The organism is Daejeonella rubra (genome assembly GCF_900103545.1).
In the GTDB taxonomy this organism is placed as follows: domain Bacteria; phylum Bacteroidota; class Bacteroidia; order Sphingobacteriales; family Sphingobacteriaceae; genus Daejeonella; species Daejeonella rubra.
Genome location: NZ_FNHH01000002.1, coordinates 155898 through 169910, shown reverse-complemented (window position 1 = coordinate 169910; position 14013 = coordinate 155898). Strand labels below are relative to the sequence as shown.

The window sequence follows — 14013 nt, the reverse complement described above, 5'->3', positions numbered from 1 at the left end:
TAGCATAAATGTCAATATTTACCTCTTTGTGCGACCATACCAGCATCAGCCTGAAATCAGGAGAAAGCATAAAACTAATTTTTATTCAGCCACTCATCCATGTTCAACATAGCCCCTGCAACAACTACCATAGCTGCTGTTTCTGCATTGCTGCCTTTTTCTTTGTCCTTAAGGCCTACAATTTCATTAACTGCCTTATGATCCTTTTTAAATTTATTCAATGCTGCATTATACAGATCTACAAGAGCCTTTTGCCTGACTGGCGAGATGGGCTTATACATCATAATTTCATAGCCCTTCTGTATCTGCTTATTGGCTTCTTTACCACCTGTTTTCTGCATCCGGTACGCAAGGTTTCTGGCAATAACATGAGAAGTAGAATCATTTAATGATGTTAATGCCTGCAAAGGAGTATTGGTTCTTATTCTTCTTGGGATACAAACTTCTCTGGCACCTCCATCAAATGTGATCATTGAAGGGTAAGGTGCTGTTCGCTTTAAATAGGTATAAAGTGCTCTTCTAAACTGATCCTCAGCTTCACTCATCTTCCAAACATCCCCGTTGTATGGAGAACGCCAAATACCTGTTGGCTGAAATGGCATGACACTTTTGCCATACATTTTCTTACTCAATAGGTTACTTACCTCAAGCCCCTGATCTCTCAGCTGTTCAGCAGATAATCTAACCCTCGAGCCTCGGGCATAAAATTTATTATTCGGATCCTTTTTGATCAGCTCATCATTCACTTTTGAATCTTGTCTGTAAGTTGCGGATGTTACGATCTCTTTTAACAGTCGCTTGATACTCCAGTTATATTCATTCATAAATTTCCATGAAAGATGATCCAGCAATTCCTTATGAGTTGGTGAAATACCCTGGGTTCCCAGATCTTCCAGTGTTTCAGCTAATCCATATCCAAATAACTGTTCCCATAAACGATTGACCATTGTACGGGCAACCAAAGGATTTTTCTTGTCAGTCAACCAAAGTGCCATCCCCAACCTGTTTCTCGGCACATTTGGTGGTAGCGGATTCATAATATCAGGAACATCAGCTTTAACTGCCTTGCCTTTAACCATCCAGTTTCCTCTTTCAAAAACATGGGTAGCTCTGTATTGATCTCCGTTATTTTCAAACATTATTGGTGTTGCATCCACTTTTGCCTGCATTAAATAATTAAAATCTTTATAGGCAAGTTCAAATCCGGGCTTGCCTTTACCGGGAAAATTCTGATCAAACTGAAACCACTCGAACTGTACACCAGTTTCATCTGCTGTTTTTATGGCAGGACTATAATATTTAAAATACAGATTATGTTTCCCCTTTATTTGCGGAAACGTGGTACTTATTATCTGCCATTGACCCTTTGTATTTGACAGTGGAATTGTTTTTACTAATTGCCCATTTAAACTATCCAGGTAAATAAACCATTTACCACCATCATAATTGCTGTTATAGCGAAACATGAGTTGGTTTTTATTCTCCAGAACTACATTTTTCAGTCGGCAGGTACCCTTATTACGCAAACCGGCATACCAGCTACTGATCAGTGCTCCGTTCACAAATTGATCACATTGCAAGGAATTTATTGTTGGCTGCCAGGTTTTTAGAAAGACATGATATTTTCTTGCTGCTGCTTCAGAAACATTATTCCTTAACCATCCGATCAATTGACTGAACTTTAAACTATCCGCAGTATTGTACTGGCGCAGTACCGGATATTCCGACTGGGTGTCTTCATCACGGCTGTTATTAAAGAAGGCCAGGAATTTATAATATTCGTCACTTTTAAAAGGGTCATAAGGGTGACTATGGCATTGAACACAGTTAAAAGTGGTCCCCATTAAGGCAGTCCAGGTGGTATTTACCCTATCCATTACTGCAGCAGTTCTGAATTCTTCATTATCTGTTCCGCCTTCATCATTGGTCATGGTATTGCGATGAAAAGCGGTAGCTATGTATTTTGCATCATCAGGATCCGGCATCAGGTCGCCCGCTAGCTGCTCTATTAAAAAGTCATTATAAGGTTTATCTGTATTGAAAGCATTAATAAGCCAGTCGCGGTATTTCCAGATATTTCTTCCACGGTCTGCTTCATAACCTCTTGTATCTGCATAACGGGAAAGATCGAGCCAGAGGCTGGTCCACCTTTCTCCATAGCGGGAAGATGCCATCAAGTCATTGACAAGGTTATCATAGGCCTTGTCGGAATTATCTTTAAGGTACTTTGCAGCTATCTGTTCAGAAGCGGGCATACCTATGAGATCAAGGCTAAGCCGCCTGAGCAATGTTGCTTTGTCAGCTTCAGATGAAGGCTTTAGATTTTCTTCATCCAATTTTTGATAAACAAACTGATCAACATCATTCCTTATCCATTTACTGCTGTAATCAGGAACATCCTGTTTCTTAACTGAAATATAGGCCCAGTGCTCGCCCCATTTTGCTCCTTCCTTAATCCATTGACGTAAAATATCTATTTCTTCCTCTGAAAGGGCTTCATGCTTGTAGGGCATCCTTTCGTCAGGATCTGTATGCGATATCCTTTTTATAAGTTCACTTTCATCCGGATTTCCAGGCAGTATTGCCGGTTTTCCGGATTCTGTTATACCCAGAGCCTCTTCCTGAAAAAGCAAGCTAAATCCAGCTTCCTGCTTTACTCCGCCATGGCATGAAATACACTTTTTATTAATGATTGGTTTAACCTGAGTATTATAGTCGACCTGAGGATCAGGTATTGCTAACTTATATAACACTGCTACAATGATGAGCAGCGAAGCTATAATGATGAGTTTTTTTGAATAGAACAGCTTCATAATGCAATCGTTATTTTAAAGATATAAATTCCTGATTAATAATTGAATCTACAACCTAATTATCCTGAATTGTAAATAGCCGTGCTAATAACTCAGGTATTAAATCATTAAAATGGACATAAAAGATTCTAATCAATGATTATCTGTTAATAATTAAAAGAAATTACCAAAACATAATTTTTCAGGCTATATTTAAGAGAATTGGCCAATCATTGAACTATGTTTAATACCTCACCATCACTTGTAAAAAGTATCTCCGTCATTATTTTTATTTTTTTAGTTATTAGTGGATTATACTTTGCCCGTCAATTTTTGATTCCGATTGCAATTAGCGCTCTTCTCGCAATGCTGTTGGTCCCATTATCAAGATGGTTTGAAAACAAAGGCCTTCACAGAACATTAGCAAGCTTACTATGTTTACTTTTTCTGATATCTATACTTGGGGGCATTATTTATCTTGTTTCATGGCAAGCATCAGGAATATCTGAGAATCTGTATCAGATAAGTAACCGGATAGAGAAAATTATTGAAGATATCAGGCAATTCGTTGCCGAAAATATCGGGATCTCAAAAGAAACCCAAATGCAATGGATGAACGGACAACCATCCAGCGGATCTGGGGCAATAGGTATAGCAGGATCATTGCTTAGTTCCCTGATGGGCATTATGGTCAAATGTATTCTGGTACTTGTTTACGTGTTTCTATTTCTTAGCTCACGTTCTCATTTAAAGAAATTCATTTTGATGCTTGTTCCGGCTACGGATGTTAAAGAAACAGAAAAGATCATTTCTGATGCCGGTAAAGTTTCTCAAAAATATCTTTCCGGACTTGGGATGATGATTGCCATTCTATGGCTGATGTATGGAATAGGTTTCAGCATTGTTGGAGTAGAAAGCGCCATATTTTTTGCTGTATTATGTGGATTACTCGAGATCGTTCCCTTCATTGGAAATTTGACTGGTACAAGCCTTACCATTTTAATGGTTATTTCACAGGGCGGAAGTAACGGGATGGTTCTTGGAGTATTTATTACATATATGATGATTCAGTTCATTCAAACTTATATTCTGGAACCATTGGTTGTTGGATCAGAAGTAAATATCAATCCTCTGTTTACTATACTGGTTCTTGTATTTATGGAAATTATATGGGGAATTCCGGGAATGATCATGGCTATTCCCATGCTAGGGATAGTAAAGATCATTTGCGACCATGTTACACCGCTTAAGCCTTTTGGATATCTTATAGAAAAAGAAAAAAGTAAAGGAGATGTTTTACTTTCAAAAAGACTTCAAAACCTGTTTAGGGGACAAAAAAAAACATGATTATATTTGCAATATCGGATTTTGCGATCATTTCATGTTCATAAAATGACTTCTTAGGGGTGAAAAGAACCTATATTTTTAAATCAGAGCGACTAGGATTCAGGAATTGGTTAACATCAGACCTGGAACCTATGGCCAGAATCAATGCGGATGAAAAAGTCATGGAGTTTTTCCCGGATGTAAATTCCAAAGAGCAGACATTAAACTTTATCGATAGAATGCGATCACAGTTTGAGGCAAAAGGATTTTGTTATTTTGCTGTAGACAAACTTGACACCAATGAATTTATTGGCTTCATCGGGCTTTCAGAACAAAACTATAAAGCTGAATTTACACCCTGTATAGACATTGGCTGGAGACTAAAAAATTCGGAATGGAATAAAGGTTTTGCAACCGAGGGTGCGAAAAAATGTTTAGAATATGCTTTTAATGATCTGAAAATTGAAAAAATTTATTCAATAGCGCCAAAAGTAAATTCGAGGTCGGAACACATCATGACCAATATCGGGATGAAAAAACTTTACGAGTTTGAGCATTCAATGTTAACAAATAATGAAAGGCTTAAAATTTGTGTATTGTACGAGATGAAGAACATTAATTACTCAAATAAGACCTGATATTAAACTTACAAAATTCAGGCTGAACGTATTCAGCAGGTCCGGCATTCTATTTTTTTTCCAGGCATTGTCCTAAATTCGTCCTGGTCAACCCTGATAAACAAATCTGAAAAAACTAAACTGACTGCTATGTTTTGAAGGTTTATTTAATCAGGAAAATGTAACAAAGCGTAAAAAGCAGTATCTAAAAATCAAAAAAAAATAAATCAAAAAAATGCTGAGTATCAGAAATATCGTTAAGCAATATGCTAACCATCGTGCTTTAGATAATGTTTCTATTGAGGTAGAAAAAGGATCTATTTTCGGGCTCCTGGGTCCGAACGGTGCAGGCAAAACCTCGCTGATTCGTATCATCAATCAGATCACTGCGCCCGATCAGGGTGAGATATTTCTGAATGGGGAGAAATTAAATCCATCACATATATCCACTATTGGCTACCTGCCGGAAGAGCGCGGATTATACAAGAAAATGGAAATAGGTGAGCAAATGCTTTATCTGGCACAGCTCAAAGGACTTTCAAAATCGGATGCTACAGCCAGAATCAAATTTTGGTTTGAAAAAATGGGCATCCAGAGCTGGTGGAATAAGAAAGTGGAGGATCTGAGTAAAGGAATGCAGCAGAAAGTTCAATTCATTGCTACTGTGGTACACGGTCCTGAACTTATTATTCTGGATGAACCTTTTTCAGGCTTTGATCCGGTAAATGCCCAACTTATTACCAATGAGATACTTGAATTAAATAGTAAAGGTGCTACCATTATCTTTTCTACGCACCGGATGGAGTCGGTTGAACAATTATGTGATAGCATTGCCCTGATTCATAAATCGAAAAAAATACTTGATGGGAAAGTTAAGGATATCAAGAACATCTATAGAAATAATACCTACCGGATCGCATTTACAGGAAGAATCAATGCTCCGGAGAATCCAATATTCAGTATCAATGATGAAAAAATCGAAGATGGGATCACCCATCTGACCATTCAGATCAATCCGAAATATTCAGTCAACGATCTGCTTAATTTTTTAATCCCTCAAGTGCAGATCACTGAACTTATGGAGATCATCCCAAGCATGAACGACATCTTTATTCAGAACGTTAAAAATTAATTCTTCATCATGAACAAAACGCTACTAATAATAAAAAGAGAATATTTCAGCAGGGTTAAAAAGAAGTCGTTCCTGATAATGACCTTTCTGGTTCCAATGCTTATCATCGGAATGTATGCCCTGATATTTGCTTTATCAATGAGTGGAGGGGATAATATTCCAACAGTTGAGGTAATAGATGAAAGCGGAATATTTAACAAGAACTTTGAAGATAAAAAGTCTGTAAATTTCGAGGCATCTGAACTTTCATTAACTGAAGCCAAAAAGAAGGTAATTAATAACGAAGATGCATTCGTACTTTATATTCCAAAAGATATCAGTACCGGAGGTAGTATTGAGATGTTCGCGCAGAAAAAGGCCGGATTATCTGTCATCAGTACCATAGAAAGGCAGTTAAACGACCAAATGCGCATTAAGCTATTAAAAGATGCAGGCATAGATTCAGAAACTCTCGACAAAATCAAGCCTAATCTGTCTGTAGTATCTAAAGAACTAACCATTGAAGGTGAGAAAGACAGTAGTTCTGGTGCCGCAATGGCAGTTGGCTTTGCTGCTGCAATACTGATCTATATGTCACTCTTTATTTATGGCATTCAGGTAATGAGAGGCATTATTGAAGAAAAGACAAGCAGAATTGTTGAGGTGGTAATTTCATCCGTAAAACCATTCCAGCTTATGATGGGTAAAATCATTGGGATTGGATTAGTTGGTTTAACTCAATTTATGTTGTGGATAGTGCTTTCAGCAAGCCTAATGACCCTTGCCACAACTATCTTATTTAAGGATAAAGTTGAGCAGGTGAAATCAGAAATGCCAATGTCTAAACAGATGGAGACAGTTCAAAATGACGGTCCTGGAATGGATATTGTTAAGGCAGTTCAAACGGTTCAATGGACGTATATTCTACCTGTATTCATCATATTTTTCCTTGGTGGGTATATGCTTTACTCTGCTCTTTTCGCGGCGGTGGGATCAGCGGTAGACAGTGATACGGAAACCCAGCAATTTATGCTGCCAATTACCCTGCCCCTTCTTTTTACCTATATCATGTCATTTAGCTTTATTGTAAACAATCCTGACAGCAGTTTATCATTCTGGCTCAGTATTATTCCTTTTACTTCACCTATTGCCATGATGGTCAGACTTCCATTCGGGGTTCCAAACTGGGAACTCGCCTTATCCATTTTCCTGCTGATCGGAGGATTTATATTTACTACATGGGTCGCATCACGTATTTACCGGGTCGGCATTCTGATGTATGGAAAAAAGGTAAGCTTTAAGGAGTTGGGTAAGTGGTTTATGTATAGGGAGTGAGGTTTTTATAGTTATAAGTTGTAAGTATTAAGTTGTAAGTATTTAATTCTGCTGTAGATAAAATTTAGCTTTTTGGCTGAAAGGCGAAAGCTGAAAGGTAAAAGCTAAATTTATGCTCCATTGTTAACTTATTAATTAATTAGTTGTAAGTATTATGTTATAAGTATTTAATTCTGCTGTAGATAAAATTTGTCTTTTGACTGAAAGTTAAAAGCTGAAATGAGAAAGCTGAAAGTTAACAACAAGCGGCAAAATTCGCCTTTAACATATAACTTATTACTAATTTCTTAAAACTTATTACTTAAAACTTATAACTTAATACTTACAACTCACCAATGAATTCCATTGCCATCATTGATCTGGGTACCAATACCTTTCATTTACTGATTGCAGAGCTTAATGTGAAAAGACCGGAAATCATATTTCAGGAAACCATTCCAGTGAAACTTGGCGAAGGGGGAATGAGAGATGGCCAAATCACTATTTCGGCTTTTGAACGTGGCATTTCTGCCCTCAGGCAGTTTAAGAAGAACATTGATCAACATAAGGCAGTTCAGGTTAAAGCTGTTGCCACCTCTGCATTACGATCTGCTTCAAATGGCGCTGAATTTATCAGGCAAGTTTTGGCAGAAACAGGAATAGAAATAGAAATAATAGACGGAAACCGGGAAGCAGAATTGATCTTTTCTGGTGTTCGGGCAGCGCTCAACATGAAAGACCAAAACAGTTTGATCATGGATATTGGTGGTGGAAGTGTTGAATTTATCATTTGCGATAAAGATCAGATATTCTGGAAAAAAAGCTTTGACATAGGAGCAGCAAGGCTTATGGACCAGTTTCACAAATCAGACCCGATTTCTGAATCGAATATAAACGAGCTCTATTCCTTTCTGAATTCCATTCTTAGCGATTTAAAAATTCAGTTGGATATTTACAAACCAATACAACTTATAGGCTCAGCCGGGGCATTTGAAACATTTGCTAGCATGATCGATCCGGAATTCAGTATCCTATTCGAAAAACCTGAATTTAATATTGAACTAAATCAATTCGAAAGAATAGCAAAATTCATCATTGGCAGTAGTCATGAAGAACGGGCTATGACCGCTAGCATTCCAGCAGTTAGGGTAGATATGATTGTTGTCGCAACATTATTAACCCGATATATCCTCAATACTTACACGTTTAAAGCTCTAAAACTTTCAACGTATTCCCTGAAAGAAGGAATACTATTTGAAATGATATGATTTCTGTACCCGAGGAGATCAATCAACAAGCATGCATAACTCCTCATACAGCCGGTGCGTTGGAAGTCCGACAATATTACTATAGGAACCAATGATCTTCTCAACAGCAACAAGCCCGATCCATTCCTGAATGCCATAAGCTCCTGCCTTATCCATTGGATGGTAAGTAGAAATATAATAACTGATCTGTTCAGCACTAATGGGTTTAAAGAATACTTCAGAAACCTCGAAAAAACTTTTAACCTGATGATGTTTTAGCAAGCTTACCGCTGTAATAACCTCATGTCTTTTCCCGGAAAGATCCGAAAGGATTTCAAAAGCATGATCTGCATTTTCAGGTTTACCAAGAATTCGTCCCTCAAGCGAAACGATCGTATCAGCTGTTATGACAATTTCATTGCTTATCGCTTCATCAAATGCTCTCACTTTTTTTTCTGCAATATGAACTGCTATCTCTGATGGTGATAGTCCGGCAGGATAACTTTCATCAACATCCTTTAGAACGACAGTGAAATCAATTCCCATCAGCTGAAGCAATTCCTGTCTGCGTGGTGATTTGGAAGCCAATATAATAGGAGGGAATTTTTCGATCATATCCATAAAATTTCAGCAAAAATAAGAAAAGCGGCCAGAAGCCGCTTTTCAATCATATAAAATCTAAAATTAGTTATTTCTCATTCTGCTGCGGCGCTCTTCCAGGATCGCTTCATAAGCCTTTTTTTGCTCTTCATTCAAAATCAAATTGACCATTTTATTAGTTTCAACCTGAACAGGCATCATCTTTGGACGCATTGCCTCAAAATCACCATTAAGTGATGTTCTAATACTGTCAACCTTAGTCGCCGACCAAAGAAAAACAGAAGCCAATTTTACTTTCTGCTCCTGACTGAGTTTTAAAGATTCTAGTTGTGAAAGCTGACGTGTTGCTCTTTCTTCAGGTGTTCCCATTTGCATTCTGCCCTGAGCACTTGCAATAGTTGTGAAACTAAGGAAGAGTCCGAAAATAATAAATAGTCTTTTCATCTGTTTAGTTTTTTGATAGGACAGAAATATAAACAAAAAGTTTAATCCTAAGAAAATTAAACTGTTCCAGATCCATCAGCAGCAGAAGGATCCGTATCCATCCATAAGTTCTGAATCTTTAAGACCTTCTCAACAATATCTCTGACACATCCTTCGCCTCCATTTTTGGAAGAAATATAGTGTGAAATAGCTTTTATTTCCTCCACAGCATCCAAAGGACAAACAGCAAGACCAGCAAGTTTCATAACCTGAAGATCGGGAATATCATCGCCCATAAATAATACCTGATCAGGAGTCAGGTCATTCTGAAGCAGGTAATTTGTATAAACTTCAAGCTTTGAGTCAAGTCCCAGAAAAACATCCTGAATGCCCAGACCCCTTAAACGATGTTCAACACCCTTAGAGCGTGCGCCAGACAGAGCTGCGATCTTAATTCCCTTTTTTACGGCAAGCTGCAAAGCATAGCCATCCTTAATATTAAATTGTCTGAGTTGCTCTCCGGATTCGGTAAGCAGCAAAATTCCATTTGTAAGAACACCGTCTACATCCAGAACAATAGCTTTAAGATGTTTAAGTTTTTCGAGGAACATATTGTTGAAATTTGAGGTATGAGGACTGAGGACTTAAGTATGAGGACTGAGGTATGATTTCCGACTTCAGACTTCCGACATCAGACCTCTGACTTCCGACCTCCAACTTCCGAAATCTTATTGGTTATCGCGCCATTCGTAAACCCAGGCAGACTGGATCTGTTCTAAATGACCTTCAGTACTTTCTTCGCGGGTACCCACAAAATTAGGAAGACTTAAGATCCACTCAAGCAGATCTGTAAAGCGTATTCTATAGATCTGGGATTCACCAAAATCATCACCGAACTTTTCGTAAAGTCCCATAGCAATATCTTCGTGATCTTTCCAGTGAATTGGTAATTCAAATTTGTCGTTTGCCATTTGTAAACCTTATTAATGTCCTAAAAATTGATGCTGATCCGGAAGTGTAACCTCGATATTCCCATCGATAACTACACACTGACAACCTAAACGTGAGTTTATACGTGGATTAACTGCCCGGTCAATAAAATCTTCCTCTTTATCTGATATCTCCTGAAGGAAATCCATACCGGAATTAACATAAACCTGACAAGTACTGCATCCGCAAACTCCTCCACAATTATGTTGTAATTCTATCCCATTATCGAGACAGACATCCAAAACTGATTCTCCTTCAGCAATGGGTAACTCCAAAGATGGCTTTGAAGTTTCCTCAAAATTGATTTTTAACTTGAAAATGTTCATTGTTGCAAAAATAGCAATTTAAATTCAGCCTTGAGATCGCTCGTGTAAATTGACTATGCTTTGACTTAGTTTTTGATAAAGCTCTTTCAACTCAGGTTTATCGCTAAGCAAATCAAGATGGGCATCCATTGTCGACTGATCTCTCCGTACTGCAGGGCCTGTTTGCATAGTAATCGGATCGTTTAATTGAACTTTGCTGGCAGTTTCTGTGATCAATGGTCTTAAAAGATCAAAATCGAGATTTTGCTCACTGAGTAATTCCTGCGATAAAGCAAAAAGATGGTTGGTAAAGTTGCATGCAAATACAGCTGCAATATGAAGTGCTTTTCTTTGTTCAGAACTTAATTCGATAACTTTTTCAGACAATCGATCCGCGATAGCATGAATGGTTGATGCAACCTCTGGCGTATTTCCTTCAATGGCTATTGGAATTAGCCTGAAATCGACAGATTTAACCTTTGAAAAGGTCTGCAAAGGATAAAAAACACCAATTTTAGTTGAAGAGCCCTCAAGGACATCCATTCCGGTGGATCCGGAAGTATGAACGATCAGTTTATCTCCAACTTTTAATTCATGGGCCAGTTGCTTAATGGCTTCGTCTTTAACAGAAATAATGTATAGATCTGCGTTTTTATCCAGATCAAACAGATCAGAAATCGGTTCTGAAGCCAAAGTATCTGCCAACTCACGTGCATGATCAATGTTCCTGCTCCAAACCTGAACAATATCCTGTCCGGCCATTTTAAAGGCCCGGCCTAATTGAGTAGCCACATTGCCACTACCCACTAATACTATATTCATCAGGCTTGCTTTATTTCCTTATTTCGTCGGAAAATGGATAATATAAATCCAATAACCATAATGATTGTACCACCCCAGAATAAATTAATATAAGGGAACTCAATAGCTTTTAGCACTACCCAGGTTTTTTCAGGCTTTGGCTTCTGGTAAACCATTAACTCTAATTTGTTCTTATCAGGGAATACATTTGTAAAACGAAATTTCAATCCTTTTTCATCTACTTTTTTGCCAAAATCAAATTTTGATCCGTCTTTTAAAAGATAAATTGGTTCAGATGGATATACTTTACCATCTGAATTCACTTCTAACTGCAGTCCGATAGCAATATCTTTTTCACCTACAGGTATATTTTGAATTTGGGCATCGCGGTTAATTCCTTTAACAAGAATAAATCCTTCTCTGAATCTGACAGTATCGCCAACATTTATCTCATAGGTAAGTGGCTTTTCATAACTCTCATCATCCGAATGGCCTTCATGCTCCTCATGATCTTCTTCCTTTAATGGCACACTGCTAACGTGCGTATAAATATCATGGAACATATAATGTTTTGTATCAGGCGATGCAATGATCTGCCTCATTTTGGCATTTTGCTGAGCATTGGGATATAAGGTAAAATTCTCCTTTTCCTTACCGGTTTCTTCATTAATAACCTTGTAATTGATCCTGTAATAAGTATTTACCCCTTCAACAGAATCGCCAAGATAGGTTACTGTATACCTGTCCATTTTTACTGGTTCATCCTTGTAAAGAATGATATTTTCACGGGGGTTATTATTCTTGGCAAATTCATCACCAAAACCAATCCCTGTATTATTAATTGAAACCACTTTATTAGTTGCAGCAGCAACCAGTGCACCTACCAATAACATGGCGAATCCGATATGGGCAACTGCAGAACCTGCAAGTCTCCATTTTCCGGTAAATGCATCTCCGAGTATCCTGGCGTTTGCAATAATTGAGAATACAGAAGCATAGGTTAGAATAATATACATCACATTGGTATAGATATCCATGATGTAAACGGCTGCAGCTGTAATGAATAAAGAGATAACAAGCGATACGGAAATGCTGATAAAGAATTTCTTCGGATCTGTTTTCTTATACTTCAGAAACTGAGAGAATGCTGAAATAAATGCGATAACTACAGCAAACGGAACCTGCCATTTATTATAATGTGCAATTACGTTTGCAGGCGGAGCTATCTCAGTACCGAAAATGGCATTAAATACCGGAACTGATGTAGTTGCCAGAATCTGCAGACAGGCAATAGAAATAACCAAAGCACCGATAAAAAGCCAGAACTCGCGCGAGTATGTTTCCTCATCCTTTTTTGTAATCGGAAGTTCTTTCCAGCGAATAACCAGAAAAATTACTGCGATAAACAAGAAGGCCAGAACATATAATACCAGATGCCAAAACATTCCAAGATCGGTAAAGGCATGAACAGATGTTTCACCCAGGATACCGCTTCTGGTCAGAAATGATGCATATAATACGAGCACAAAACTTATCAAAACCAGGAAAGTAGCTGTAAAATATGAATGTCCGGAATTTTTGTAAGCGATAAGAACGTGCACAGCTGCAATTAAAGTCATCCATGGAATAATTGAGGCATTTTCAACCGGATCCCATGCCCAGAAACCTCCAAAATTCAGGGCCTCATATGCCCAGAATGAACCCATTATGATACCAGTTCCAAGGATCATAACTGCAAACAATGTCCATGGCAATGCAGGTTTAATCCAATCAGAATATCTTTTTTCCCAAAGTCCGCCAATGGCATAAGCAAAAGGAACGATCATCGATGCAAAGCCCAAAAACAATGTCGGTGGGTGAATGACCATCCAGTAATTTTGAAGCAATGGATTCAAACCATTACCATCCGTAATCAGGCTCAGGTAATCGCCACGCTGGAAGATCGGTCCAGGAACTGCATCTCTAAGCAAAATAAAAGGTGAACTTCCTATTCTAAATCCAAAAACCTCTACTCCAACAAGCATAGAAGCTATAAATGCCTGCGACAGCATGATGGTGGTCATTACTGAATTTTCCCAGCTCTTACCTTTTCTAAGAATTATGAAACCCAAGAAGGCCTGCCAGAACATCCATAACCAAAAACTACCCTCCTGTCCTTCCCAGAAAGAAGAAATAATATAATAAACGGGAAGTATTTTGGATGAATGAGCCCAGGCATAGTGGTACTCAAATAAATGATTATAAATAATGTAGTATAAAGAAGATCCAATCCCAATTACTGCAGCAATGTTTATCAGGAAGGCAATTCTGGCAATACGTTTCCATCCATCGGAATTTGCTCTAACAAGAGAATCTTTAGACAGGTTGGTAGTAGTTGCGAAATAATAGGAGATAGTTGCAAGCAGGGCCGTGCAAAATGATAAAATGATGAAGAATTGACCTAGCTTCCCTGGAAGAAGGTTTTCTCCAATGTATTGTATATCCATT

At 38.0% G+C, this 14013-nt stretch carries 13 protein-coding genes; 5 read left to right on the top strand and 8 right to left on the bottom strand.

All coding sequences use genetic code 11. The features are described from left to right. Window positions 1-74 precede the first annotated feature (74 nt). Window positions 75-2813, bottom strand: a complete 2739-nt coding sequence (locus BLR27_RS02225; RefSeq protein WP_090698932.1) for a DUF1553 domain-containing protein — start codon at window positions 2811-2813, stop codon at window positions 75-77. A gap of 219 nt (window positions 2814-3032) precedes the next feature. On the opposite strand from BLR27_RS02225, the gene BLR27_RS02220 reads away from it, so the two are divergent. The 5 genes from BLR27_RS02220 (at window position 3033) to BLR27_RS02200 (ending at window position 8428) form a co-directional block, all read left to right on the top strand. Next, on the top strand, window positions 3033-4139 hold the full coding sequence (locus BLR27_RS02220) for an AI-2E family transporter (RefSeq protein ID WP_090698927.1): 1107 nt from the start codon (window positions 3033-3035) through the stop codon (window positions 4137-4139). Between the two features lie 59 nt (window positions 4140-4198). Beyond that, a complete protein-coding gene (locus BLR27_RS02215; RefSeq protein ID WP_176767583.1) occupies window positions 4199-4756 on the top strand; it encodes a GNAT family N-acetyltransferase in 558 nt (185 codons plus the stop codon). Between the two features lie 214 nt (window positions 4757-4970). Beyond that, entirely contained in the window at window positions 4971-5867 is an 897-nt protein-coding gene (locus BLR27_RS02210; protein WP_090698922.1) for an ABC transporter ATP-binding protein, read from the top strand. A 9-nt stretch (window positions 5868-5876) separates the two neighbouring features. After that, complete coding sequence (locus BLR27_RS02205) at window positions 5877-7181, top strand: ABC transporter permease (protein ID WP_090698918.1); 1305 nt, start codon at window positions 5877-5879, stop codon at window positions 7179-7181. Window positions 7182-7516: 335 nt separating this feature from the next. Further along, the gene (locus tag BLR27_RS02200) at window positions 7517-8428 is read left to right on the top strand and encodes a Ppx/GppA phosphatase family protein (RefSeq protein ID WP_090698915.1); all 912 of its coding nucleotides are present in this window, start codon (window positions 7517-7519) and stop codon (window positions 8426-8428) included. 18 nt (window positions 8429-8446) lie between these two features. Here the strand turns inward: BLR27_RS02200 and BLR27_RS02195 are convergent, their stop codons facing one another. From BLR27_RS02195 to BLR27_RS02165, 7 genes are all read right to left on the bottom strand, one after another. After that, the gene (locus BLR27_RS02195; protein ID WP_090699364.1) at window positions 8447-9022 is read right to left on the bottom strand and encodes a Maf family protein; all 576 of its coding nucleotides are present in this window, start codon (window positions 9020-9022) and stop codon (window positions 8447-8449) included. A 69-nt stretch (window positions 9023-9091) separates the two neighbouring features. Further along, window positions 9092-9451 (bottom strand): hypothetical protein, encoded by a 360-nt coding sequence (locus BLR27_RS02190; RefSeq protein ID WP_090698911.1) that lies wholly within the window; start codon window positions 9449-9451, stop codon window positions 9092-9094. Window positions 9452-9507: 56 nt separating this feature from the next. Next, the gene (locus BLR27_RS02185; protein ID WP_090698907.1) at window positions 9508-10041 is read right to left on the bottom strand and encodes a KdsC family phosphatase; all 534 of its coding nucleotides are present in this window, start codon (window positions 10039-10041) and stop codon (window positions 9508-9510) included. Between the two features lie 117 nt (window positions 10042-10158). Next, window positions 10159-10401: a Fe-S cluster assembly protein IscX gene (iscX, locus tag BLR27_RS02180; protein WP_090698903.1), complete on the bottom strand. Its 243-nt coding sequence runs from the start codon at window positions 10399-10401 to the stop codon at window positions 10159-10161. Window positions 10402-10413: 12 nt separating this feature from the next. After that, entirely contained in the window at window positions 10414-10746 is a 333-nt protein-coding gene (locus tag BLR27_RS02175; protein WP_090698898.1) for a 2Fe-2S iron-sulfur cluster-binding protein, read from the bottom strand. Between the two features lie 24 nt (window positions 10747-10770). After that, the gene (locus BLR27_RS02170; RefSeq protein WP_090698892.1) at window positions 10771-11547 is read right to left on the bottom strand and encodes a Rossmann-like and DUF2520 domain-containing protein; all 777 of its coding nucleotides are present in this window, start codon (window positions 11545-11547) and stop codon (window positions 10771-10773) included. After that, a complete protein-coding gene (locus tag BLR27_RS02165; protein WP_090698887.1) occupies window positions 11547-14012 on the bottom strand; it encodes a heme lyase CcmF/NrfE family subunit in 2466 nt (821 codons plus the stop codon). Before BLR27_RS02165 ends, BLR27_RS02170 begins: the two co-directional genes overlap by 1 nt. Window position 14013 lies beyond the last annotated feature (1 nt).

Coding starts and splice junctions, on each gene's coding strand:
- BLR27_RS02170 (WP_090698892.1), bottom strand. CDS start 11,547: ATGAATATAGTATTAGTGGGTAGTGGCAATGTGGCTACTCAATTAGGC.
- BLR27_RS02210 (WP_090698922.1), top strand. CDS start 4,971: ATGCTGAGTATCAGAAATATCGTTAAGCAATATGCTAACCATCGTGCT.
- BLR27_RS02165 (WP_090698887.1), bottom strand. CDS start 14,012: ATGGATATACAATACATTGGAGAAAACCTTCTTCCAGGGAAGCTAGGT.
- BLR27_RS02220 (WP_090698927.1), top strand. CDS start 3,033: ATGTTTAATACCTCACCATCACTTGTAAAAAGTATCTCCGTCATTATT.
- BLR27_RS02205 (WP_090698918.1), top strand. CDS start 5,877: ATGAACAAAACGCTACTAATAATAAAAAGAGAATATTTCAGCAGGGTT.
- BLR27_RS02195 (WP_090699364.1), bottom strand. CDS start 9,022: ATGATCGAAAAATTCCCTCCTATTATATTGGCTTCCAAATCACCACGC.
- BLR27_RS02225 (WP_090698932.1), bottom strand. CDS start 2,813: ATGAAGCTGTTCTATTCAAAAAAACTCATCATTATAGCTTCGCTGCTC.
- BLR27_RS02190 (WP_090698911.1), bottom strand. CDS start 9,451: ATGAAAAGACTATTTATTATTTTCGGACTCTTCCTTAGTTTCACAACT.
- BLR27_RS02185 (WP_090698907.1), bottom strand. CDS start 10,041: ATGTTCCTCGAAAAACTTAAACATCTTAAAGCTATTGTTCTGGATGTA.
- iscX (WP_090698903.1), bottom strand. CDS start 10,401: ATGGCAAACGACAAATTTGAATTACCAATTCACTGGAAAGATCACGAA.
- BLR27_RS02175 (WP_090698898.1), bottom strand. CDS start 10,746: ATGAACATTTTCAAGTTAAAAATCAATTTTGAGGAAACTTCAAAGCCA.
- BLR27_RS02200 (WP_090698915.1), top strand. CDS start 7,517: ATGAATTCCATTGCCATCATTGATCTGGGTACCAATACCTTTCATTTA.